This is a genomic window from Streptomyces sp. NPDC127117 (assembly GCF_042677325.1).
In the GTDB taxonomy this organism is placed as follows: domain Bacteria; phylum Actinomycetota; class Actinomycetes; order Streptomycetales; family Streptomycetaceae; genus Streptomyces.
In genome coordinates, this window is sequence record NZ_JBHXTM010000009.1 from 33,878 (window position 1) to 56,775 (window position 22,898).

Consider the following 22,898-nt stretch of genomic DNA (forward strand, 5'->3'; position numbering starts at 1 on the left):
GCGTGCCGGCCGAGATCCGGATCTCCAGACGGGACTGGGAGAGCGGGTGGTTCTGCCCCCGCACCAGCTCGGCCGTCATCGCCTTCGTCCCCCCTGTGTCGCGTGTGATGTGTCTCCTGCCGTGCCCCTGCTTCGGGTGCGGTACCTAGAGAACCGGCAGGATCGACGGCATCAGGTCCTGGAAGGTGCGGCCGTTGGCCGGGTTGCCGAGCGCGGTCATCTGCCAGCCGTTCCCCGAGCGGTGCACCTTGGCCATGATCTGGGCGGTGTACTGCCCGCCGCCGTCCAGCGTGTAGCGGGCGAGCTCCTGGCCGTTGGTCTCGTCGACGATGCGGCAGAAGGCGTTCTGCACCTCCTGGAACGTCTGGCCGGTGAAGGAGTTCACCGTGAAGACGATCTGGTCGATGTGGACCGGCACCCGCTGCAGGTCCACGAGGATCGCCTCGTCGTCGCCGCCGGATCCGGCGCCGCCGACCAGGTTGTCCCCGGTGTGCTTGACCGAGCCGTCGTCACTGACGAGGTGACGGAAGAAGACCACGTCGACCGGCTGCTTGTCGGCGAAGAGCACCGCCGACGCGTCGAGGTCGATCTCCCGTGTACGTGAACCGAACAGACCCCGGCGCGGCGCCGCCTGCCAGCCGAGCCCCATCCGCACCGCGGTCAGGGTCCCCCCGTCGCTCTTCTGCAGGCTGATGGCCTGACCCTTGGTCATATTGACCGTCACGCGCTGTCCCCTCTCCGCTTTCCCCGCAACCGTCCGTGCGCGGTTTCCAGCACCCTACGCATTCGCGCCGGTGGCGCGACCGCTCGGGGCCGTTTTGTGTCGGTCCTGCAACACACCGGATGCCGCGGGCTCAGGCAAGCCCCGCTTCGCGCATCTGGCGCAGTTCCTTCTTCAACTCCCCGACCTCGTCGCGCAGTCGTGCGGCCACCTCGAACTGGAGGTCCGCGGCCGCCGCCCGCATCCGGTCGGTCATCTCCTCGATGATCCCGGCGAGTTCGGTGGCGGGCCGGTCGGTGACCGTTTCGCCGCCGCCCTTGGCCTTCTTGGAGCCGGCCGTCTTGACGCCCAGCGCGGGAACGGGTGCCTTGGCGCCCTTCGCCTGGCGGTAGCCGGTGCCGAGCAGTTGCTCGGTGTCGACCTCCTCGCGGGCGATCGTCGCGACGATGTCGTTGATCTTCTTCCGCAGCGGCTGCGGGTCGAGACCGCGCTCGGTGTTGTAGGCGATCTGCTTCTCGCGGCGGCGGTTGGTCTCGTCGATGGCCTGCGCCATCGCCGGGGTGATCTTGTCCGCGTACATATGGACCTGCCCCGAGACGTTTCGGGCGGCTCGCCCGATGGTCTGGATCAGGGACGTCCCCGAGCGCAGGAAGCCCTGCTTGTCCGCGTCGAGGATGGCGACGAGCGACACCTCGGGCAGGTCGAGGCCCTCGCGCAGGAGGTTGATGCCGACCAGTACGTCGTACTCGCCGGAGCGCAGCTCGCGCAGCAGCTCGATGCGGCGCAGCGTGTCGACGTCGCTGTGCAGATAGCGGACCTGGATGCCGAGCTCCAGGAAGTAGTCGGTGAGGTCCTCGGCCATCTTCTTGGTGAGGGTGGTGACCAGGACCCGCTCGTCCTTCTCGGCGCGCGAACGGATCTCGTGGACCAGGTCGTCGATCTGGCCCTCGGTGGGCTTGACGACCACTTCCGGGTCGACGAGGCCGGTGGGGCGGATGATCTGTTCCACGAAGCCGTCGCCGCGGGACAGCTCGTACTTCCCCGGTGTGGCGGAGAGATAGACGGTCTGGTCGATCCGGCTCAGGAACTCCTCCCACTTCAGCGGGCGGTTGTCGAGCGCGGAGGGGAGCCGGAAGCCGTGGTCGACCAGGGTGCGCTTGCGGGAGGCGTCGCCCTCGTACATGGCGCCGATCTGCGGCACGGTGACATGCGACTCGTCGAGGACGAGGAGGAAGTCCTCGGGGAAGTAGTCGAGGAGGGTGTTGGGGGCGGTGCCGGGCGAGCGGCCGTCGAAGTGCATGGAGTAGTTCTCGACGCCGGAGCAGGTGCCGATCTGCCGGAGCATCTCGATGTCGTACGTGGTGCGCATCCGCAGCCGCTGGGCCTCCAGCATCTTGCCCTGCTTCTCCAGCTCGGCGAGGCGCTGCTCCAGCTCCTGCTCGATGCCGTTGACCGCCTTCTCCATGCGCTCGGGACCGGCGACGTAGTGGCTGGCGGGGAAGACGTGGAGCGACTGGTCCTCGCTGATCACCTCACCGGTGAGCGGGTGGAGGGTGGAGAGCGCCTCGATCTCGTCACCGAACATCTCGATGCGGACGGCGAGCTCCTCGTAGACCGGGAAGATCTCGATGGTGTCGCCGCGGACCCGGAAGGTGCCACGGGTGAACGCGAGGTCGTTGCGGCTGTACTGGATCTCGACGAAGCGGCGCAGCAGCTGGTCCCGGTCGATCTCCTCGCCGACCTTGAGCTGGACCATCCGGTCCACGTACTCCTGGGGCGTACCGAGGCCGTAGATGCAGGAGACGGAGGCGACCACGACGACGTCGCGCCGGGTGAGCAGCGAATTCGTCGCGGAGTGGCGCAGCCGCTCGACCTCCTCGTTGATCGAGGAGTCCTTCTCGATGTAGGTGTCCGACTGCGGTACGTACGCCTCGGGCTGGTAGTAGTCGTAGTACGAGACGAAGTACTCGACGGCGTTGTTGGGCAGCAGTTCGCGGAACTCGTTCGCCAGCTGTGCGGCGAGCGTCTTGTTCGGTGCCATCACGAGCGTGGGGCGCTGCAGCTTCTCGATCATCCACGCGGTGGTCGCCGATTTACCGGTGCCGGTCGCGCCGAGCAGGACCACGTCCTTCTCGTCGGCGCGGATGCGCCGCTCCAGCTCGGCGATGGCCGCCGGCTGGTCGCCGCTGGGCTGGTAGGGACTGACGACCTCGAAAGGCGCCACCGAACGTTCGATCTTCGAAACGGGCCGCATGGAACCACCGTACGACCCGCCACTGACAACCGGGCCGGGTCAGCCGAGGCGCCGGGGCGACGTCACCACTCTCCCGGTGGCGCGGGGTCGCGCGGCCGGGAGTGGAAGGACGCCGGGTCTGCGTGCGTCCCGAACCTTGGCACCTGGCGCTGGGCCGGGATTCCGGGCTTCCGGGCGGCCCCGCCCGGGGCCCCCGGGTCGTTCCAGTCCGGGGTGCCCATCACCATCAGCGGATCGAACATCACGACCACCGCGGCGAGGATCAGGAAGCAGGCGGGGCCGATCAGCAGCGGGATCAGCGGTGCGCTCGTTCCCTCGCCCGCGACGGCGTCGGGGTGCAGATGGACGCTGAGCGCGGCCATGCCCGTGTAGTGCATGCCGCTCACCGCGACGCCCATGACGACGCTGGCCCCGAGACTGGGAAGGAATCCGTGGACGGAGACGGCCGCCCAGAGTGCGGTCGTCGCGGCCACCACGGCTATGACGACGGAGAGGGCCACGGTGATCGTGTCGTACTCGAACTGTCCGTCGAGACGCATTCCGGCCATGCCCAGGTAGTGCATGGTGGCCACACCCAGCCCGGTGATCGTGCCGCCCGTCACCAGGGCCATCCTGGTGGCGCCCCGGTAGCCGACGATGAAGATGCCGACGCCGACCATGGCGACGGCGACCCCGAGACTGGCGAACGTGATCGGCATGTCGTAGCCGATGGTCACCCCGTCCACGGAGAAGCCCATCATCGCTATGAAGTGCATCGTCCATATGCCGGAGCCTATGGAGGTCGCGCCGAGGGCCAGCCAGCCCGCTTTGAAGGAACGCTCGGTGCGCAGCGAACGGTTGGTGCAGCGCAGTCCGAGGGCCGCGCCCAGGCAGGCCATGAGGAAGGCCGCGACGGGCGTCACCGCTCCGTAGCTGAAACCGTCGATCGTGCCCTGCATGCTCGTACGCCCTTCGCGGAAGCCCGGGTTTCGGGGTGACCCTAAGGCGCGAGTCCCGGCAAACAAACAGAAGAGCTGCATTTTATCGAGAGGGAATCCGGCCCGTTACCCGGCATCGTCGGCCGCGTTCACGTTGTGGCCATCCTTCGCCTGTCCCCCGTTGGGGCGCGGCTGTCACTCTCGGCCCGTCCGCAACTCTGACGCAAGGAGTACACGTGTACGCACGCACCGCGACCGCCGCCCTCGCCGCCGCCGCTCTGATGGGCACCGGCGCGTATCTGATGTCGACCGCCGATACGCAGACCGCGGGCCGGACCACCGCGGCCGGGCACACGACGGCGGTCACCGGCGTCAGCACCGTGAGCGCCCGGACCGCGAGCGCGAAGCGGACCGCTCCGGTCGTCTTCGCCCACCGGGGCGCCTCGGCCTACGCGCCGGAGAACACCCTGGCCGCCGTCGACAAGGCCGACACCCTCGGCTTCGACTGGGTGGAGAACGACGTCCAGTTCACCAAGGACGGCGTGCTGGTGGTCGTGCACGACACCGATCTGAAGCGGACCACCAATGCCGAGGAGGTCTTCCCGGACCGGGCTCCGTGGGCGGTCAAGGACTTCACGGCCGCGGAGATCGCCCGGCTGGACGCGGGCAGCTGGTTCGGTCCGGAGTTCGCCGGAACCCGCGTGCCGACGCTCAAGCAGTACCTGGACCGCGTCGAGCGCAACCGGCAGAAGCTGCTCCTGGAGATCAAGAGCCCCGAGATCTACCCGGGGATCGAGAAGGAGACCCTGCGGGTGCTGCGCCAGAAGGGTTGGCTCGACCGTTCGCACGTGAAGAACAGGCTCGTCATCCAGAGCTTCGGCGCGGACAGCGTGAAGAAGGTGCACCAGCTGCGCCCGGACGTCACCACGGGCTTCCTCGGCACTCCCGCGGTGGCCGATCTGCCCTCGTACGCGGCCTTCACCGACCAGATCAACCCCTCCTACACATCGGTTTCGGCCGACTACGTGGACGCGGTGCACGCGCTGAAGGGCGCGCACGGCAAGAAGCTCCGGGTCAACACCTGGACGGTCAACGACGCGGCGACCGCCGCGAAGGTGGCGGGCCTCGGCGTGGACGGGATCATCACCAACAACCCCGACGTGGTGCGCGAAGCCACCCGCTGATCCTCCGGCCGGCCGGCCGCCGCGCCCGTCCGCCCGGTCCCGTTGTCAGTGGCCGGCCGTACGGTGGTTCACGTGAACAGCAACGGGGTTGTCGAGTGGGCCGTCGTCGGGAGCGACATCGGTCCGCTGCTGCTCGCCGCGACGGGCACGGGGCTGGTGAGCGTGTTCTTCCACGCCCGTCCCGAGGTGCGGGACAAGGCGGTCGAGCAGTTGCGGACGCGACTGGGCGCGGAGCCCGTGGAGTCTCCCGGCTCCGCCCGGCTCGCCGAGCCGATACGCCAGCTCGCGGCGTATTTCGCGGGCTCGTCGCGGGAGTTCTCGCTCGATCTGGACTGGTCGCTGGCCTCCGGCTTCAACCGCCAGGTGCTCCGCGAGCTGGCCACGGGCGTGCCGTACGGGACGGTCGTCGGGTACGGGGATCTCGCCGGGCGGGTCGGGCAGCCGGGCGCCGCGCAGGCGGTCGGGGCGGCCATGGGGTCCAATCCGCTGCCGGTGGTGGTGCCGTGCCATCGCGTGGTGGAGAGCGACGGCGGCCTCGGCGGGTTCGGCGGCGGCCTCGAAACCAAGCGGCAGCTGCTGGCTCTGGAGGGCGTGCTGCCCCGGCCGCTGTTCTGAGCCGGCCGCCGGAGCCTTCGCGCCGGGGCAGCGGGACGGGCGATCCCCGGGCCCGCGCCGGGCCGTTCCGGCCGGGCCCGATCCGAACCCGGTTTCGTAGCCGTGTACGGACTGGCACACTGCGCCAGTGACGAACACCCTCGATGCACCTGACACCCCCACCGGGCCCGGCCGTCCCGCCGCCCCGGTCTCGGCGGCCGAGCTGCCCGGTCTGCGGCGCAGAACGTCCGCGGTGCTCATAGGCAGCCAGATACTCGGCGGCCTCGGCGTGCCCATCGGCATCGCCCTGGCCCCCGTGCTGGCCACCGAGGTGAGCGGCTCCGAGGCGCTGTCCGGTCTGGCCCCGACCGCTTCGGTGACCGGAACGGCGCTGCTCTCGCTGCCGCTGGCCGCGCTGATGACCGCGCGCGGCCGGCGCCCCGGTCTAGTGCTGGCGTATCTGATCGGCGCGGTGGGCGCGGGACTGGTGGTCCTGTCCACCCTCGTGGACAGCTTCCCGTTGCTCCTGCTCGGCATGGCCGGGTTCGGCGCCGGATCCTCGGCCAATCTGCAGGCCCGGTTCGCCGCCGCGGATCTGGCCGAGCCCGACCGGCGCGGCCGGGCGATCTCCACCGTCATCTGGGCCACCACGATCGGCTCCGTCCTCGGGCCGAACATCGCGGCCCCGGTGGGCCGTCTCTTCCGGGGCGGCCCAATATCCGAGAAGGCGGGCCCGTTCGTCTTCGCGGCCGGGATCTTCCTGCTGGCCGCCGTGGTGGTCGGGGCGCTGCTGCGGCCGGACCCGCTGCTCACGGCGCGGGCGCTGGCGCCGCAGGGCGACGGTTCGCCGGCCGGCCGGTCGCTGCGCGCCGGAATCGCGGCGGTCCGGGCCTCGCCGATGGCACGGCTGGCGCTGGTGACGGTGGCCGTCTCGCACACCGCGATGGTCTCGATCATGGTGATGACCCCGGTCGACCTGGGCCATCACGGTGCCGGACTCCAGCTGATCGGCCTGGTCATCAGCGGCCACATCGCCGGGATGTACGCGTTCTCCCCGGTGATGGGCTGGCTGTCGGACCGCTTCGGCCGGCTCGCCGTGATCGGCCTGGCGGTCGGGCTGCTCTCCTGCGCCGCACTGCTGGCCGGAACCGCCGGCCCCAGCCACGGGCAGACGGCGGCCGGTCTCTTCACTCTCGGTCTCGGCTGGTCGGCGGGGCTGGTCGCCGGTTCGGCGCTGCTCACCGACTCCGTGCCACAGCCCGCCCGCGCCGCCGTGCAGGGTCTTTCGGATCTGACCATGAACACGGCGGCAGGCATCGGCGGAGCGGTCGCCGGGGTCATCGTCGCCCGGGCGAGCTACGGCTGGCTGAACGTGGTCGGAGCCTGTCTGCTGCTGCCGATGGCGGCGCTGGCACTGCGCCGGGCACTGACCCGGCGCAGTGCCACGCCCCCAGCCACGCCCACGGCTTCCGACTGAACCTCGGGGAAGTCCCGGAGTCCTCCGGAGCACTCCGGAGGACTCCGACAGTTTCCGGAGAGGCTTCAGAAGACTGCTGAGTTTCCGGAGGGGCTTCAGAGGCTGATGTGGTACGCCTTGCGCAGCGTCTCGTGCACCGTCCACGTCGTACGGTCGCCCTCGCGCAGCACACAGGCGTCCCCGGGCCCGATCTCCAGCGTCGCACCGCCCTCGACCGCCACGGTCGCGCGCCCGCTGACGACGACGAAGAGTTCGTTGGCCTCGGTGTCGGTGACCACGCCGGGCGTGATCTGCCAGATGCCGCGCACCTGCTTGCCGTCGGGCGACTCCCAGAGCACCTTGCCGGTCACCACGGGCTCGCCCGAGACGATCTGCGCGGGGTCCAGCGGCTCCGGTTCGAGTTCGGCGTCCGGAATGTGCACGGCGAACGAGGCAGGGGCTTGATCAAATGTGGTCATGGCCGGTCACCTTAGCGACCGCCGGGAAACGACTCGGCAGCAGGTTGCGCCGAAATGGCAAGTGGAATCCCGGCCACTCCGGCCCGTGCCGCACGGCCCGCCGCCCCGGCCGCACGTTTGAGGCGGACGCGTCCGCGACAGGGATGTGGACATGTCATCCAACGCGTCGCATCGCGCACACCCCTGCGCCCCCGCCCTCTCCCCGGAGGTACGGGCGGCCCTCGCCACGCACCAACCCGTCGTGGCCCTGGAGTCGACGATCATCGCCCACGGTCTGCCTCGTCCCCGCAATCTGCGGGTCGCCGAGGAGCTCGAAGGGCTCGTACGGTCGGCGGGCGCGGTGCCCGCGACGATCGCCGTACTCGACGGAAAGGCCCACATCGGCCTGGACAAAGCCCAGTTGGAGCGGGTCGCCACGGACCCCGCGATGCGGAAGCTGGGGCACCGGGACCTGGCGCCGGCGCTGGCGACGGGCGCGAGCGGGGCGACGACCGTCTCCGCGACGGCGTTCCTGGCCGCCCGCGCCGGCCTGCGCGTCTTCGCGACCGGCGGCCTCGGCGGCGTACACCGGGAATGGACGCGGACCCAGGACGAGTCCGCCGATCTCCGGCTCCTGGCGCGGACCGGCATCACCGTGGTGTGCGCCGGGGTGAAGTCGATCCTGGACGTCCCGGCGACGCTGCAACGCCTGGAGACGCTGGGCGTGACCGTGCTCGGGTACGGCACCGGCCTCTTCCCCGGCTTCTATCTGACCAGTTCGGGCGAGCCGGTCGACTGGACGGTGCGGACGCCCGAGGAAGTCGCGGACGTGATGCGGGCCCAGGATGTGCTCGGCGGGCCCGGGGCCGCGCTCGTCGTCGCCAACCCCGTCCCCGTGGCGGACCAGCTGGATCCGGCGCTCCACGACCGGGTGCTGGCCGAGGCCCTGGCGGAGTGCCGGGAGCGCGGCATCGTGGGCCAGGCCGTCACACCGTTCCTGCTGGACCGGCTGATGCGGGGCACCGGCGGCGCCTCGCTGGAGGCCAATCTGGCGGCCGTACGCGCCAACGTCTCGCTTGCCGCGCGGATCTCCGGCGCCTGGGCGGCCCGGCCCGGGGCCCCGGCCTCGCGGCCCGACCCGGCGGCCGGAAAATGACCGACGACCGGACGACGGCCGACGACCGGACGACGGCGGACGGCCGGGCGACGGCCGACGACCGGACAACGGCCGACGACCGGACAACGGCCGACGACCGGACAACGGCGGACGGCCGGACAACGGCGGACGACCGGACAACGGCGGACGGCCGGGCCAGGACCGGCCGTGGCCTGCTCGTCATCGGGGACGTGGTCACGGATGTGGTGGCCCGGCACCGGACTGCACTGGTCCACGGTACGGACACCCCGGCCCGGATCCGTACCCTCCCCGGCGGCGCGGGGGCCAATGTCGCCTGCTGGGCGACCCGTTCGGGATGTGCCGATGTACGGCTGCTGGCCCGGGTCGGTGCCGACAGCGTGGACTGGCACCGGGACGCGCTGCGGCGGGCGGGGGTGCGCTGTCTGCTGGCCGTGGACGAGGAGGCGCCCACCGCCACCGTCGTCGCGCTCGTCGATTCCGCCGCCGAGCGCACCTTCCTCACCGACAGCGGCGCCGTGCTCCGTCTCTCCCCCGACGACTGGTCACCGTCGATGCTGGACGGCGTCGCCCATCTCCATCTCTCCGGCTACCTTCTCTTCGCCGCGACGAGCCGCGCGACGGCCCTGCTCGCCCTGCAAGAGGCGCGGTCGCGGCGGATCCCGGTGAGCGTCGACCCGGCCTCGGCCGGCTTCCTCGCCGAGCTGGGCGCCGACCGGTTCCTGACCGCCGTGGAGGGCGCCGATCTGCTGCTGCCCAACGCGGACGAGGCCCGGCTGCTCACCGGACTGCCCGAACCGGCCGATGCCGCGGCCAAGTTGAGCCTCCAGGTGGGCCGGGTGGTCGTCACGCTCGGCGAGGACGGCGCCCTGCTCGCCGCCGCCGGTGCGGTGACCGGGCGCATCCCGGCCGTTCAGGTGCGCGGGGCGGTGGACTCGACGGGGGCGGGCGACGCGTTCACCGGCGGTTTCCTCGCGGCGCACCTGGCGGGTGCGGACGACGTCTCGGCCGCGGCGGCGGGATGCCGGGCGGGCGCGGAGGCGGTCACCACCGTGGGCGGCCGTCCGGGCACCTGAGTACGGCCGGATGCCGCGGCCCCTGTGACCCTCCGACCGTGACCGTCAGGCCGCCGCCCCGCGCCATCCGGTCCAGGCCGGGTGCAGCGGATCGTCGGCGCGTACGACCGCGTCCGCGTGCTCGCCGGGCGCCGCCTCGTCCTCGTACCGCGCGAAGGCGGGCAGTGTCCAGCGCTCCGCCTCCCCGGTTCGGCGACGCAGCGCGCCCGGCGACAGTCGCAGATGGACACTCAGGTCGAACGGGAACCAGTGCCCCAGCAGCAACGGCCCGTGCACCACCAGCACCCCGCCCTCGGGCAGCGGCCGGTACGGGCTGCGCGTGGCCCGGTCGGTCACCGGATCCCAGAGATCCGGCAGTACCCGCCCGCTCCCGCCGGCCTCCAGCGGCCCGAAGACCTCGCGCCACGGTGCGCCCGTGTCGAACCAGCTGTCGTAGTACGAGTCGGGGTCCTCCTTGCCGTACTCGTACCGCAGGCTCGCCGGCCGCAGGAACCCCTCGGTGGACACCACCAGTACCGCACGGCCCCGGACCCGCAGCGCCTGTGCGACACGCTCGGCCGGCTCCTGCGTGCGGGCCGCCGGAGCGCCGTCGACGGCGACCTTCAGCCAGGGGCCGCCGTCGGCGGGTTCCAGGGTGTCGGTCCGTGCGGCGAAGGCTTCGGCCAGCCGCTCCCAGGTGATCGCTTCGAATCGCACCCGCCCATCATCGCCCCGGGTCCGTCATCGCCCCGAGCCCCCCGCCCGGTGCCGGGCGTCCCACCAGCGAGGAGCGTCCTCGTCGGGTCCGTCGGGACTGGCGAAGCGGAACGGGACGCCGAGCCGCTCCGCCAGTGCCCGGCCCGTCCGCGCCGCCTCACCGGTCCCCGCCGCGCCGATCCGGAAGCCGTCCAGATCGACGCTCTCCCACGGCCCGGCCAGGACGGCGGTCAGCACCACGATCCAGCCCCGGGTGTCCCCGTCCCAGACCGCCTCGACGGCCACCGGATCGCGGGGCAGGGCGCGAGCGGCGGCGGCCATGGCGTCCACGTCCGGGCGGGCCGGAGGCGGCATCCGGTCGGCGAGCGCGCGATGGCGCCCGTCGAGCACCTCCACGCATTCGTGCAGCTCCGGACGGGGTTCGATGCCGCTCTCCCGCATCGCCTGCGCGGCCTGGATGTCCCGGCCCGCCAGGACCAGCTCGTCGACCCGCTCACGTACGCCGGCGGGAAACGTCCACCACATGAGCTGTGCCCGGTGGTTCTCGGCGAGCCTCAGCACCCGGTCGGCGAGCGGGCGCAGGTCCGGTTCGCGGCCGGCCGCCGCTTCGGCGAGCCGGCGGATGTCGGCGCGCCACCGTCCGGACACACCGTCCGGCGCGTCGATGCGCCGGAATCCGCGCTCCAGCAGCCCCCGGGCGTTCTGCGGCTGCCCGCGGAGTACGGCCTTCGTCGCGGCGACCGCGTTGGCCAGCGCGCTCGCCGGCCTCGACCAGTCGTCGCCGTGCGCCGCCGGGTCGCCCCGGTCGCGGACGGGCCGGCCGGCGACCGGTGCCGTCGCGACCTCCAGGTCCACGCGCCAGAAGAGCGGCAGCCCGCGGAAGGCGGCGAAGAGCAGCCTCCGCTCGCGGGAGTTCAGCGAATCGGGGTCCGTACGCAGCGAGTCCAGGGGCACAACCTCTTCGAGCACCTCGCGGACGGCGTCGAGGCAGGCGTCGAACCGGTCGTCGGGGACGGTCCAGGCGATGTCGATGTCGCTGTACGCGTCCGCCGTTCCGCGGGCGAGCGAGCCCCTCAGCTCCGCGCGCGAACCGGGGCAGTACGCGGCGAGTGCCCGCAGCAGGTCCTGTGCGAACACGGCGCGCCGCGCCGGGTCGAGTTCGCCCGTGCCGGTCCGGTCCTGCGGGTTCTCGCCGTTCATGGCCGTTCTCTCCTGTCGATGGCCGTTGTCTCCCGTGTCTCCCGCCGTTCGAAAATGCTCCGTACCCGGCGGGTCCGCCTCCTACGATCTCCCCCATGGACCTCGAATTCGCCCGCACGTTCGCCGCCGAGTGGCTGGACGGCTGGAACTCCCACGACCTGGACCGCATTCTGACGCACTATCACGACGACGTGACGTTCAGTTCGCCCGTCATCGCGCAGCTCACCGGCGACGCCTCCGGCACGGTGCACGGCAAGGAGGGGCTGCGCAGGTACTGGGCGACGGGCCTGGAGCGCATCCCCGAGCTGAGGTTCGAGCTGGTGGACGTACGGGTGAGTGTCCATGCCCTGGTGATCGACTACCGCAACCAGATCGGCGGCCGGGTCAGCGAGGTGCTGATCTTCCGTGACGGCCTGGTGATCTCCGGCTTCGGGGCGTACGGCGAGACGCTCGCCAACTGACGGGCGGCCGGCAGGTCCGGCGCCGTCGGCAGACGGCCGGCAGGTCCGGCGCCGTCGGCAGGCGGGCGGCAGGTCCGGCGCCGTCGGCAGGCGGGCGGCGCGCGCTACCTCCCGGCCCCGCAGTCCACCGCCTCGGCGTCGTCGGAGAGTTCGCTGCCTTCGGGCAGCAGATAGGTCACCCACAGCACGACAGGCTCGGTACCCAGGTTGCGTCCGATGTGCCGGTGGTCGGCCCCGGAGGGCTCGATGAACGACGAGCCCGCGGGCGTCACCTCGACCGAGCAGTCGTCCAGAGTCCGCGTCAGCGTCCCGGACTTGACGACGGCGATCAGTTGGCCGCGATGGGTGTGCCAGCCGGTGGAACCGCCCGGCTCGACCGTGATGGTCCGGAAGGTCACATCGGTGCGGCCGTCCGGCGTCCGCACCTTCAGCTTCCCCGCCGATGTGCCCTTCGCGAGCACCGTGCCGCTCACTCCGCTGCCCGGGGTGGCGACGGCCGCCGACGGCACGAGGCCGAGCGCGGCCACACAGCCCACCAGGGCCAGGGCCTTCGCGGACCGTCCCCGGCCCGCCCGCCGCTTGCCGTTCCCGTGCTGCCCGCTGCTCACACCCGGCTCCTCCGCCTCGGCGTCCGGCGATCGCCCCGGACCGGCCGATACCCATGGTCCACGCGGGCGCCGACGCGGGGAACCCACACGCCGGGAGGGAAGCCGTACGGCGGAAGGGAACCCCCGTGGCAGGTGGCAATTCACGTGACGCGGGCGAACCACGGATCACCGCCCGGCCGCCCCTGTCACTCACCGCGCAGCGCAGCGGCGAGCGGCCCCTCGCCCGACACCTCGACGCGGCCGCCCTCGACGGCCTCGGCGAAGGTCAGCCCGCCGCACGCGAGCTCCAGGCAGACCTCGACGTCGAGCGCGATCCGGGCATCGGCACGGTCGGCGGGGCCGTCTCCGTACACCGCCTCCCCGTCCTCCGCCCCACCGGCGCGCACATGGAACTCGCCCTCGTCCAGGTGCACTTCGACGACTCCCGCGTAGGCCGGGCCGTCCAGCGCGCGCAGCAGCGGAAGCGCGAACCAGTGAGCCCGCACCGCGTCGGTCGGCCGTCGTTCGGCGAGCGCGGGCGCGCCCCACTCGGCGAGCGCGGCGAGCACCGGCATCAGGCCGTGGCCGCGCTCGGTCAGTTCGTAGACCGAGGCGGCGGCGGGCGGCGGGAGCCGGCGGCGGGTGGCGAGGCCGTTCTGCTCCATGTCCCGGAGCCGGGAGGCGAGCACGTCCGTGCTGACACCCGGGAGGTCGGCGTGCAGGTCGGTGTAGCGGCGGGGGCCCGCCAGCAGTTCACGGACGATCAGCAGCGTCCATCGGTCGCCCACGGAGTCGAGGGCGCGTGCGGTGGCGCAGAACTGGTCGTAGCTGCGGCGGCGGACCGGGCGTGTTGCGGGCTGTTGCTGACGTGGCATGCGACGCAGTCTAGACATGTTGTTGGACTTTCCAAGCCCGAGCTTGGTAAAACCAAGTATCGCAATCAGGTCGGGGAGGCCACCGCATGGAATTCCGGCAGTCCAGCAAACTCAACGAGGTCTGTTACGAGATCCGGGGCCCGGTCATCGAGCACGCCAACGCCCTGGAGGAGGCGGGCCACAGCGTGCTCCGTCTCAACACGGGCAACCCCGCGCTCTTCGGTTTCGAGGCGCCGGAGGAGGTCGTCCAGGACATGATCCGGATGCTTCCGCAGGCCCATGGCTACACGGATTCGCGCGGCATCCTGTCCGCCCGCCGGGCCGTGGCGCAGCGCTATCAGGCGATGGGGCTGCCGGATGTCGGGGTCGATGACATCTTCCTCGGCAACGGCGTCTCCGAGCTGATCTCGATGGCCGTCCAGGCGCTGCTGGAGGACGGCGACGAGGTGCTCGTCCCGTCCCCCGACTACCCGTTGTGGACCGCGGTGGTGACCCTCGCGGGCGGCAAGCCGGTGCACTACACCTGTGACGAGGCGTCGGACTGGAACCCCGATCTCGCCGACATGGCCTCGAAGATCACCGACCGCACCAAGGCCGTCGTGATCATCAACCCGAACAATCCGACCGGTGCCGTCTACCCGCGCGAGATCCTCGAAGGCATCCTCGACCTGGCGCGCAGGCACGGCCTGATGGTGTTCGCCGACGAGATCTACGACCAGATCCTGTACGACGACGCCGAGCACCACAGTGTGGCGGCCCTCGCCCCCGACCTGGTCTGTCTCACCTTCAGCGGTCTGTCGAAGACGTACCGTGTGGCGGGCTTCCGCTCCGGCTGGATGGTGGTCTCCGGCCCGCAGCAGCACGCCCGCAACTATCTGGAGGGGCTGACCACGCTCGCCTCCATGCGGCTCTGTCCCAACGCGCCCGCGCAGTACGCCATTCAGGCCGCGCTCGGCGGCCGGCAGTCGATCCGGGAGCTGGTCGCGCCGGGGGGCAGGCTGTACGAGCAGCGCAACCGGGCCTGGGAGAGGCTGAACGAGATCCCGGGGGTGTCGTGCGTGAAGCCGAAGGGCGCGCTGTACGCGTTCCCGCGCATCGATCCGAAGGTGCACCGGATCGTCGACGACGAGAAGTTCGTGCTGGATCTGCTGCTGCGGGAGAAGATCCAGGTCGTGCAGGGCACCGGTTTCAACTGGCCGCGGCCCGACCATTTCCGGATCCTCACGCTCCCGTACGCTGACGATCTCGACGCGGCGATCAGCCGCATCGGACGCTTCCTGACCGGATACCGCCAGTGATCGGATGCCCCCGGTGACCTGCTCCGCCTGCCGCTTTCCCATCCATACCCAGTTCGCCTCGTTCGGGCTCGTCGGCCCGATCGTGGAGGACGGAGTCGATCCGGCCACCGACCCGGCCTGGGCGGAGTCGGGCGCCCGGTCACCGGCCGAGTACGCGCGCTGGGCAGGTCATCTGTGCGGTATGACCTGTCTGCGCATGGCGCTCGGCGCCGGGGCGCCGTCCCTGTTCGCGCTGCGCGACGGGGCGCTCGGATACGGCGCGTACACCGAGGACGCGCGGGGGGAGATCCGGGGGCTGATCTACGCCCCCTTCGCCGAGTACGCACGTGAGGTGCACGGCGTGGACGCCACGGTGCACCGCCATCTCTCGCCGGAGGAGATCCTCGGTCTGCTGGACGGCGGACGTACGGTCATGGCCTCGGTGCACTACGGCATCCGGTACCCGGGGCGGCCGGCTCCCGGGCGGGGCGGGCATCTGGTGCTGCTGACGTCCCGTACGGCCGACGGCGCGGGCGTCCACTTCCACAACCCCTCGGGGACGACGGCGCAGACCCGGGCCGCGGAGCTGGCGCTGTCCGACTTCGAGCGTTTCTTCGCCGGGCGCGGGGTGTCGCTGCCGGCGAGCGTGTGAGCGGCGCGCCGTCCGGAACAGGAGCGGGCCCGGGGGCGTAGCCGGCCCCCGAGCCCTGGTGTGCCACCCATACGGCACGCCGACACTTTTAAGGACCCGTGTCAGGTTGATGTCGCCGCGTCCTGCCTTTAGACGACCGCAGATCGAAGCTCTGCGGGCCGGAGTCGAACCGGCATCTCGACGCCCGTGGGCACGGGCCCGTTTGATTCGGCGATGGGTGACGAATGCTGAGTCTGGAGCAAGAGTCTGAGATTGATCGCGGTCTGCCTCTACCATTTGGGCCACCCCGGCCCGTTCGTGCGCCGGGGCGCACGGAGTGCCGGGGGGAGGACTCGAACCTCCACTGGAACCGCGTCGTCACGACAAGCTTCAGTTTCAGCTTGCGCTCCTGGCGCACCCCGGCCGAAATTGGTCGGCCGGGGAATCAATGATCGGTCACCCGAAGAGGTAACCGAATACCGCATCACCCACCCGCTGGTCGGTGACGTCCGCGCCGTTGGCTTCCTCGCGGGCGTACTTCACGGCCTGCTGGAGCTTCTCCACCCGGTCCAGCAGCTCGTTGACGCGCCGTGCGGGGAGGGCGCCGGAGAACTTCACCGTCGTCCAGTACCCGATCGGGATGTCTTCGTAGTACACCTCGACCTGCGCCGGGTGCTTGTCGGTGGCCTCCGCCTTCACGTGGTTGCGGGGCACCTTCTTGGTACGGAGCGTCCGCACCGGCTCCGTCTTCCAGGAGTCCGTCGACGGGTCCTGGGTCCAGGCCTCCGCGGCGTCGAGCACGGGCAGCTTGCGGATGAAGGTGTTGAGGTCCGTCAGCTGCTTCTCCAGGAAGAGCAGGTACGAGACGGGCACGTCGCTCACCAGCACCCGGCCGTCGACCTTGACGTCGGCGCGGGCCGAGCAGTTCGCCCAGTCCTTCGTGGCGGTCACATCGAAGAGCCGGGTCAGGGTCGCCGTGGTCTCCCGCAGCACGTCCTCGGCCTTGATCTGCACCAGCGTCGACTCGGGCGGCAGCTGCTCGCCCTCCTCGTCCTTCGGCTGGTACGTACGGGAGATCCCGGCCAGCAGGCCGGTCTTCTGGAGGCCGTGATGGGCCGCCGTCAGGTCCTGGTGAGCCTTGGACTTGACGCCCTTCTCCACTGCGATGATCTGATTGAGTTTCGCCACGTCGCGGAACCTAACAGCGCCGAGCCGGTCCGAACAAACGGTTATCACAGGTCCCGTTCCGCTGTTTCGGCAGCTCGGGCGGGCAGGGCCGCGGTCAGGTCGACCTCGACGAGCTGTCCCGGAAAGCCGAGCCGTACGACGCCGAGGAGTGTGCTCGCGGTGGTGAACGCGGGCCCGATGGCCGAGCCGGTGAGTCTGTGCCAGGTGGCCTCCAGGACCGTGACGTCGTCGCTGACGACGTAGATCACCGACCGGACGACCTGCGCCGGCCCGGCCCCCACCGCGGCGAGCGCGACGAGGGCGTTGGCCACGACCTGGCCGATCTGGGCGTCGAGGTCGCCCGGACCCACCAGGGTGCCCGAGCGGTCGAGCGGGCACTGCCCGGCCAGATACGCCGTCCGGCCCGCCTCCACGACGGTGATGTGGTGATAGCCGGGCGTGGGGTGCAGCTGCTCCGGATTGATCCGGCCGATCTCCGTGGTCATGGGGCGATTGTGGCGGCCCGCGCCCCGGGGCGCAGCGTGATTTCGCCGGCGCTCCGGACCGATCCGTACGGGTGGTTTCCACCGGCCGCCCATGTCCTTGCCGCTGTCCGGCGGGGGCCGCTTGTCACAGTGAGGCCCGCACGTCCGCACCACCCGGCCCGCGGGCACTCCCGCGGCGTCCCGCGTGCGGACACCACCCGCTCACGGACACAACCCGAGTACGGCCCCGTCCGCTTGCGGAGCATCACCCGTCGTCTGCTCCTCCCCCAGGCCCGAAAGAAGGTCACCGCCTTGCCTCGCATCCACCGCTTCACCGTTCCGCAGGGCCGCACCGGCCCGCAGAAGCGCACCGCGCTGACCACGGCCGCCGTCGCCCTGGCCGTACTGGCCGTGGGCGCACCCGTCGCGTACGCCACACTGGGCGACGAAGCCCCCGCGGCATCCCGGTCCACGGCGTCGGCCCTCGCCACGCGCGGGAAGGCGTACATCGAGACCCGGCTCCTCTTCGGCACCGAACGCGCCGACGGCGGACCGGATGTGACCGATCGCCAGTTCCTGGCGTTCATCGACGAGGAAGTCACGCCGCGCTTCCCGAACGGGCTGACCATCCAGGACGGCCGGGGGCAGTGGCGGGACTCCAACGGGGTCATCGAGCGGGAGCGCAGCTACGAACTGACCCTGCTCTACCCCGCGTCCGAGGCCCGCGTGCGCGATGTCCGGATCGAGCGGATCCGCGACGCCTACGAGAAGGCCTACGCCCAGGACTCGGTGGCCCGGCTCGAAGAGCGTACGACCGCCGACTTCTGACCCCGGTCCGTCGTCCGGTCACGCCGCCGGTCATGCCGTCGCGCGGGCCCCGCGCCCGTGCGGCCGGCTGATCCGGTGCACGGCGCGTGAACTCCTGCCACGGCGACCGGGAGGAGCGTGCGGGATCCTGTCGGGTACTGTGCCGCGGCCGGGTACCGGACCGTACACACGCACCGAACGGGGAACGATCCACATGGGCACGCCAGTACGCCACTTCACAGCGACGACGCCGGACGGTCAGGAGTTCACCGTCAACGTGGAGCGGGACTTCCGGTACGACCCGTACCGCGACTTCGTGGTCTGCGCGCACTGCGACTGGTCGCCCTCACTGCTGACGATGAAGAGGATCGACGGCATGGCCTGGGAGCATCTGGCGTCGGTGCACGGTGCCGACCAGGGCCGGTCCGACCAGGAGAACGAGGGGTTTCGCAAGGCCCGGCTGGTCGTGCTGCCGATCGTCGCCGTGTTCCTGATCGCTCTTCTCGTCTATCTGCAGAACTCCTGAGGTCCGCAAGGCCGGTTCAGCCTCCGCTCAGCTCCATGAGCGCGGTCACCGGGTCGGTGTCCGGGGTGGCCCGGGGCCACCAGTCGTCCTCGCCCGGCTCGGATTCGTAGCCGTACCAGCGGCCGTCGTGGCCGAAGCGGAGCTGGAGTGTGCCTCCGGGGTGGGTGAGGTGATTGCGCCGGGGCTGGAAGCGGGGGAAGCCGGCGGCCGCGAGGGCGGGGCGGGCCCGGTCGAAGGGGCCGGCCGGGGGATCCCAGGGGGTTTCGAGGACGGCCAGCCCTCCGGCGCCGCCCTGGCGCCAGGCCGCGACCGCACGGGCCAGGTCGGTGGTGGTGCGGCCGGTGGCGTACGCCAGCTCGCGGTAGAGGGCGCGGGTGGTGGCGGTGAGCCCGGCGGTGGGCCGGGACGCGGCCAGCCGCACCGCGTCCTGCCAGGAGGTGAGTCCGGCGAGCGGGTCGAGGCCGGTGGTGAGCAGCGTGTGCGCGCGGGCCGCCGCGTCCGTGGCGAGGTGGTCGAGGGCGAGCGGGTCGCGTGCGCCCGGCAGACTCGGGTACGAGGGCGGCTGCGCGGGATGCGGCAGCACCGGAAGCGGGGCGGGGAGCGGCGGGAGGTACCGGCCGGCGAGGGCTTCGCGGGCCGGTACGGAGGGGGTGGTGGGGGCCGGGGGGCGTTCCCGGGCGGAATGGGCGGCGTTGCGGCGGCCCAGCTCTTCGAGGAGCTCGCGCTCGCCCCGGCCGCGCAGCAGCAACAGGACGAACGGGTCGGTGTCCAGCAGCCGCGCCATCTGGTAGCAGAGCGCGGCCACGTGCTTGCAGGGCCAGCCGTGGTCCGGGCAGGAGCAGCCGGGGTCGAGGTCCCCCGCGCCGGGCAGCAGCCCGATGCCGGCCTCGGCCGCCGTGTCGGCCAGCGAGTGCGGCATCTCCTTGCCGAGCAGCGCGGCGAGGTGTCCGGGCCGGACCGCTGCCGCGTCCAGGAAGGTGTCCCAGTCGGGGTCGGCGAGGGTCCGCAGCCGCAGCTCGCAGCGGTAGGGGCGGGGGCGGCTGCCGTGGACGTAGGCGACGACCCGGCCGGGGGTGACGGTGATCGCGGCGACCTTGCCGCTGTCGGCGTACGTACGGCCGCGGGAGAGCCGGGCCTCGTCCATCGAGAGGGATTCCAGGGCGGCCACCCAGGCACGGCCCCACCAGCTGTCGGCGAAGGGTTCGTCGCCGTCGCCGGTGCGGGGCGGTACGGCCTCGAAGGTGCGCCGAAGGTCGTCGGGGCCGGGGCGCGGGCGGGCGACGGGGCGGGGGTCGTGGCCGGTGTGCGGGCGGGGGCTCATGCCGGCCTCCGGAGCGAGACGAGATCGGCCAGGTCGCGGTCGCTCAGCTCGGTCAGCGCGGCCTCGCCGGTCCCGAGGACCGTGTCGGCCAGGGCACGCTTGGCCTCCAGCAGCTCACCGATCCGGTCCTCGACGGTGCCTTCCGCGATCAGCCGGTGCACCTGCACGGGCTGTGTCTGGCCGATGCGGTACGCCCGGTCCGTGGCCTGTTCCTCGACGGCCGGGTTCCACCAGCGGTCGTAGTGGATGACGTGGGCGGCCCTGGTGAGATTGAGTCCGGTGCCCGCTGCCTTGAGGGAGAGCAGGAAGACCGGGACCTCGCCGGACTGGAAGCGGTCCACCATCCGTTCCCGTTCGGCGACCGGTGTGCCGCCGTGCAGGAGCTGGGAGGGGACTCCGCGCGAGGTGAGGTGGGCGGAGAGGAGCCTGGCCATGGTCACGTACTGGGTGAAGATGAGGACGGAGCCCTCCTCGGCGAGGATCGTGTCGAGGAGTTCGTCGAGCAGGGCGAGCTTTCCGGAACGGCCGACGAGGCGGGTCGGCTCCTCCTTCAGATACTGCGCGGGGTGGTTGCAGATCTGCTTGAGCGAGGCCAGCAGCTTCATGATCAGGCCGCGCCGGGCGATGCCTTCCGATGCCTCGATGAACGCCATCGTCTCGCGGACCGCCGCTTCGTAGAGCGTGACCTGTTCGCGGGTGAGGAAGACGGGGTGGTCGGTCTCCGTCTTGGGCGGCAGCTCGGGGGCGATGCCCGGGTCGGACTTCTTGCGGCGCAGGAGGAAGGGCCGGACCAGCCGGGAGAGCCGTTCGACCGCTTCGTCGTTGGCGAGCCCGGCGGCCGTGCCGGTGTTCTCGACGATGCGGGCGTGCCGGGCCCGGAACGCCTTGAGGGGGCCGAGCAGTCCGGGGGTGGTCCAGTCGAGCAGGGCCCACAGCTCGGAGAGGTTGTTCTCCACCGGGGTGCCGGTGAGGGCGACCCGGGCCGGGGCCGGGATGGTGCGCAGCGCCTTCGCCGTGGAGGACTGCGGGTTCTTCACGTGCTGGGCCTCGTCCGCGACGATCAGACCCCAGCCGTGACCGGCCAGTTGGGCGGCGCTGGAGCGCATCGTGCCGTACGTGGTGAGGACGAAACCGCCGTCCGACCCGGTGAGTGTGCGGTCGGCGCCGTGGAAGCGGCGCACGGGGACACCGGGAGCGAAGCGGTTGATCTCCCGGTGCCAGTTGCCCAGGAGGGAGGCGGGGCAGATCACGAGGGTGGGCGCGGGGTGGGCGCGGTGCAGATGGAGGGCGATGAGGGTGATCGTCTTGCCCAGGCCCATGTCGTCGGCGAGGCAGCCGCCGAGGCCGAGCGAGGTCATCCGGTCCAGCCAGGCCAGGCCGCGCAGCTGGTAGTCGCGGAGAGTGGCGTCGAGGCCGGGCGGTTGGGCGATGGTGGTGTGGTCGGCGGTGATGCGCTCGCGGAGCGCGGCCAGCGCGCCGACGGGCACCGCCTCGACCTGTTCGCCGTCGGCCTCGGCGGTGCCGGTCAGGGCGACGGCGAGAGCGTCGACCGGATCGAGCAGGCCGAGCTCCCGCTTGCGTGCCTTGCGTACGAGCGCGGGGTCGACGACCACCCATTGGTCCCGCAGCCGCACCACCGGACGGTGGGCCTCCGCGAGGATGTCCATCTCCGCCTCGGTGAGCTGCTCGTCGCCCAGCGACAGCTGCCAGTTGAAGGCGAAGAGCTGCTCGGCGTCGAAGAACGAGGTGCCGTCGGTGGCCGAGCCGGGTGCGGGCCGCACGACGGCGGAGGCGGTGAGCGATCGGGCGAGCTCCCTGGGCCAGTGCACGCTCACCCCGGCCGTCGCCAGCCGGGCTCCGGCATCGCTGAGCAGCTCGTACAGCTCGTCCTCCTCAAGGGCGAGCACGTCGGGCACCGGCTGGTCCAGCAACCGCTCCAGCGGTGCCCAGACGCGGGCGGCGCGGCGCAGGGCGAGCACGGCGTCGATCCTGGCGCGCGGACCGAACGGCTCGCCCGCCCCGCCGTTCCACAACGCGGCGGCATCGGTGACGTAGGTCGGGTCGGCGAGGCTGTGCACCTGGGTGATGGCCGCGGCGGCGTGCCGCGCGGGGCCCGCGCGGTGCGCGGTGACCTCGCCCTCGCCCTCGCCGGGACCGGTGACGTCGGAGATGCCTCGCGCGTCGGGGATGTCGTATGTACCGGCAGTGTCGTACGTATCGGCCGTGTCGAAAAGTTCGTACGCCGACAGGTCCAGGCGCAGCGACACCCGCACACCCGCGTCGAGCCCGGACGCGACCTCGACCGCCCAGTCACGGGCGCCCGGCAGGTGCTGGGCCTCGCGGGACGCGAAGGGCGCCCCCATCGCGTACGCGGCGGCGGGTGTACGGGGCAGGGTGTCGGCGACCGCGTCGAGGAAGGAGCCGAGCAGCCACTGGGGGTCGGGGAGCCGGAGCGGGGTGGGGTCCGGCAGCGGGACCGCATGGCCCTCGGCCGGCAGTGCGGCGGCGATCGCCCGGAGGTGGGCGATGTCCTCGGCGTCGCGCGGCCCGGCCCGCCAGGCGTCGTGATCGTCGCCCGTCAGACCGGGGAGCAGTCTGCCGCGCGCCGCCAGGTTGAGCGCCTGGAGCGCGGCGGCGCCCCAGCAGCGCGTGGCGGGGTGGGCGGACTCCTGGTGCCGGGCCCGCACCAGCAGCGGCAGCGCGTCGGCGACGGGCAGCAGCAGCGCGGGCACCGTCCGCCGTCGGACGTCGTCGCCCTGCCCGTGCCGGCGGACGACGGTGATCTCGGCCGTGCTCGCACCGGGTGCCGGACTCTCCGGGTCCGCGGGGTGCGCGCAGACGTCGTCCGGCTCCGGGAGAGGGCCGCCCTCGGGATCCCAGAAGGCGACCCGCCCGTCCCTCGGCAGCGGCGCGGGCAGGAACACCGCGGCACAGCGCAGAAGGCGGACGGTGGCGGCGTCCTGCTGGTGTTGTGCCGTACTCATCGGTCCCCTCCCCTCCCGCCCTGATCTGCTCGGCCCCTCTTGGACCCTCTTGATCGCCTTGTTCTTTGTCGACTCCTGCGAGTCTA

The 22,898-nt window shown here is 71.8% G+C and carries 22 protein-coding genes and 1 tRNA gene; 10 read left to right on the forward strand and 13 right to left on the reverse strand.

The window, feature by feature from the left end; all coding sequences use genetic code 11:
- Nucleotides 1-145 precede the first annotated feature (145 nt).
- The 3 genes from ACFVH0_RS10715 to ACFVH0_RS10725 form a co-directional block, all read right to left on the reverse strand.
- Entirely contained in the window at nt 146-724 is a 579-nt protein-coding gene (locus ACFVH0_RS10715; protein WP_385819228.1) for a TerD family protein, read from the reverse strand.
- 130 nt (nt 725-854) lie between these two features.
- Nucleotides 855-2,975 carry an excinuclease ABC subunit UvrB gene (gene uvrB / locus ACFVH0_RS10720; RefSeq protein WP_385819229.1) on the reverse strand — a complete coding sequence of 707 codons (2,121 nt, stop codon included), beginning with the start codon at nt 2,973-2,975 and terminating at the stop codon, nt 855-857.
- Nucleotides 2,976-3,037: 62 nt separating this feature from the next.
- Nucleotides 3,038-3,913: an MHYT domain-containing protein gene (locus ACFVH0_RS10725; RefSeq protein ID WP_385819230.1), complete on the reverse strand. Its 876-nt coding sequence runs from the start codon at nt 3,911-3,913 to the stop codon at nt 3,038-3,040.
- Between the two features lie 215 nt (nt 3,914-4,128).
- On the opposite strand from ACFVH0_RS10725, the gene ACFVH0_RS10730 reads away from it, so the two are divergent.
- The 3 genes from ACFVH0_RS10730 to ACFVH0_RS10740 all read left to right on the forward strand — a co-directional run bounded on the left by ACFVH0_RS10730 (nt 4,129) and on the right by ACFVH0_RS10740 (nt 7,147).
- Nucleotides 4,129-5,076 carry a glycerophosphodiester phosphodiesterase gene (locus ACFVH0_RS10730; RefSeq protein ID WP_385819231.1) on the forward strand — a complete coding sequence of 316 codons (948 nt, stop codon included), beginning with the start codon at nt 4,129-4,131 and terminating at the stop codon, nt 5,074-5,076.
- A gap of 72 nt (nt 5,077-5,148) precedes the next feature.
- Nucleotides 5,149-5,691: a methylated-DNA--[protein]-cysteine S-methyltransferase gene (locus tag ACFVH0_RS10735; RefSeq protein ID WP_385819232.1), complete on the forward strand. Its 543-nt coding sequence runs from the start codon at nt 5,149-5,151 to the stop codon at nt 5,689-5,691.
- A gap of 127 nt (nt 5,692-5,818) precedes the next feature.
- On the forward strand, nt 5,819-7,147 hold the full coding sequence (locus ACFVH0_RS10740) for an MFS transporter (RefSeq protein WP_385819233.1): 1,329 nt from the start codon (nt 5,819-5,821) through the stop codon (nt 7,145-7,147).
- Nucleotides 7,148-7,242: 95 nt separating this feature from the next.
- Here the strand turns inward: ACFVH0_RS10740 and ACFVH0_RS10745 are convergent, their stop codons facing one another.
- The gene (locus tag ACFVH0_RS10745; RefSeq protein ID WP_385819234.1) at nt 7,243-7,605 is read right to left on the reverse strand and encodes a cupin domain-containing protein; all 363 of its coding nucleotides are present in this window, start codon (nt 7,603-7,605) and stop codon (nt 7,243-7,245) included.
- Between the two features lie 151 nt (nt 7,606-7,756).
- On the opposite strand from ACFVH0_RS10745, the gene ACFVH0_RS10750 reads away from it, so the two are divergent.
- Both ACFVH0_RS10750 and ACFVH0_RS10755 read left to right on the forward strand, forming a co-directional pair.
- The gene (locus tag ACFVH0_RS10750; RefSeq protein ID WP_385819235.1) at nt 7,757-8,740 is read left to right on the forward strand and encodes a pseudouridine-5'-phosphate glycosidase; all 984 of its coding nucleotides are present in this window, start codon (nt 7,757-7,759) and stop codon (nt 8,738-8,740) included.
- The gene (locus ACFVH0_RS10755) at nt 8,737-9,795 is read left to right on the forward strand and encodes a carbohydrate kinase family protein (protein ID WP_385819236.1); all 1,059 of its coding nucleotides are present in this window, start codon (nt 8,737-8,739) and stop codon (nt 9,793-9,795) included. The genes ACFVH0_RS10750 and ACFVH0_RS10755 overlap by 4 nt, the downstream gene beginning before the upstream one ends.
- A 45-nt stretch (nt 9,796-9,840) precedes the next feature.
- Here ACFVH0_RS10755 and ACFVH0_RS10760 read toward each other — a convergent pair whose 3' ends face one another.
- Nucleotides 9,841-10,491 (reverse strand): uridine kinase, encoded by a 651-nt coding sequence (locus ACFVH0_RS10760; protein ID WP_385819237.1) that lies wholly within the window; start codon nt 10,489-10,491, stop codon nt 9,841-9,843.
- 24 nt (nt 10,492-10,515) lie between these two features.
- Nucleotides 10,516-11,691 carry a nucleotidyltransferase domain-containing protein gene (locus ACFVH0_RS10765; RefSeq protein ID WP_385819238.1) on the reverse strand — a complete coding sequence of 392 codons (1,176 nt, stop codon included), beginning with the start codon at nt 11,689-11,691 and terminating at the stop codon, nt 10,516-10,518.
- Between the two features lie 95 nt (nt 11,692-11,786).
- Here ACFVH0_RS10765 and ACFVH0_RS10770 point away from each other — a divergent pair, with 95 nt between their 5' ends.
- The gene (locus ACFVH0_RS10770) at nt 11,787-12,152 is read left to right on the forward strand and encodes a nuclear transport factor 2 family protein (protein WP_385819239.1); all 366 of its coding nucleotides are present in this window, start codon (nt 11,787-11,789) and stop codon (nt 12,150-12,152) included.
- 104 nt (nt 12,153-12,256) lie between these two features.
- Here the strand turns inward: ACFVH0_RS10770 and ACFVH0_RS10775 are convergent, their stop codons facing one another.
- Both ACFVH0_RS10775 and ACFVH0_RS10780 read right to left on the reverse strand, forming a co-directional pair.
- A complete protein-coding gene (locus tag ACFVH0_RS10775; RefSeq protein ID WP_385819344.1) occupies nt 12,257-12,697 on the reverse strand; it encodes a cupin domain-containing protein in 441 nt (146 codons plus the stop codon).
- A gap of 248 nt (nt 12,698-12,945) precedes the next feature.
- A complete protein-coding gene (locus ACFVH0_RS10780; protein ID WP_385819240.1) occupies nt 12,946-13,614 on the reverse strand; it encodes a winged helix-turn-helix transcriptional regulator in 669 nt (222 codons plus the stop codon).
- A gap of 86 nt (nt 13,615-13,700) precedes the next feature.
- Between ACFVH0_RS10780 and ACFVH0_RS10785 the strand changes: the two genes are divergently transcribed.
- Together ACFVH0_RS10785 and ACFVH0_RS10790 are read left to right on the forward strand one after the other, a co-directional pair.
- Nucleotides 13,701-14,912, forward strand: a complete 1,212-nt coding sequence (locus tag ACFVH0_RS10785) for a pyridoxal phosphate-dependent aminotransferase (protein ID WP_385819241.1) — start codon at nt 13,701-13,703, stop codon at nt 14,910-14,912.
- 13 nt (nt 14,913-14,925) lie between these two features.
- Nucleotides 14,926-15,543, forward strand: a complete 618-nt coding sequence (locus ACFVH0_RS10790) for a peptidase (RefSeq protein WP_385819242.1) — start codon at nt 14,926-14,928, stop codon at nt 15,541-15,543.
- A 317-nt stretch (nt 15,544-15,860) separates the two neighbouring features.
- Here the strand turns inward: ACFVH0_RS10790 and ACFVH0_RS10795 are convergent.
- From ACFVH0_RS10795 to ACFVH0_RS10805, 3 genes are all read right to left on the reverse strand, one after another.
- Nucleotides 15,861-15,946 (reverse strand) — tRNA-OTHER (locus tag ACFVH0_RS10795).
- A 32-nt stretch (nt 15,947-15,978) separates the two neighbouring features.
- Nucleotides 15,979-16,710 (reverse strand): hypothetical protein, encoded by a 732-nt coding sequence (locus ACFVH0_RS10800; RefSeq protein WP_385819243.1) that lies wholly within the window; start codon nt 16,708-16,710, stop codon nt 15,979-15,981.
- A gap of 44 nt (nt 16,711-16,754) precedes the next feature.
- A complete protein-coding gene (locus ACFVH0_RS10805) occupies nt 16,755-17,195 on the reverse strand; it encodes a RidA family protein (RefSeq protein ID WP_385819244.1) in 441 nt (146 codons plus the stop codon).
- 300 nt (nt 17,196-17,495) lie between these two features.
- Here ACFVH0_RS10805 and ACFVH0_RS10810 point away from each other — a divergent pair, with 300 nt between their 5' ends.
- Both ACFVH0_RS10810 and ACFVH0_RS10815 read left to right on the forward strand, forming a co-directional pair.
- The gene (locus tag ACFVH0_RS10810) at nt 17,496-18,002 is read left to right on the forward strand and encodes a DUF3574 domain-containing protein (protein ID WP_385819345.1); all 507 of its coding nucleotides are present in this window, start codon (nt 17,496-17,498) and stop codon (nt 18,000-18,002) included.
- A gap of 193 nt (nt 18,003-18,195) precedes the next feature.
- Nucleotides 18,196-18,507 (forward strand): hypothetical protein, encoded by a 312-nt coding sequence (locus ACFVH0_RS10815; RefSeq protein WP_385819245.1) that lies wholly within the window; start codon nt 18,196-18,198, stop codon nt 18,505-18,507.
- A 16-nt stretch (nt 18,508-18,523) separates the two neighbouring features.
- On the opposite strand, the gene ACFVH0_RS10820 is transcribed toward ACFVH0_RS10815, so the two are convergent.
- Together ACFVH0_RS10820 and ACFVH0_RS10825 are read right to left on the reverse strand one after the other, a co-directional pair.
- On the reverse strand, nt 18,524-19,828 hold the full coding sequence (locus ACFVH0_RS10820; protein ID WP_385819246.1) for an SWIM zinc finger family protein: 1,305 nt from the start codon (nt 19,826-19,828) through the stop codon (nt 18,524-18,526).
- Entirely contained in the window at nt 19,825-22,812 is a 2,988-nt protein-coding gene (locus ACFVH0_RS10825; protein WP_385819247.1) for a DEAD/DEAH box helicase, read from the reverse strand. Before ACFVH0_RS10825 ends, ACFVH0_RS10820 begins: the two co-directional genes overlap by 4 nt.
- Nucleotides 22,813-22,898 lie beyond the last annotated feature (86 nt).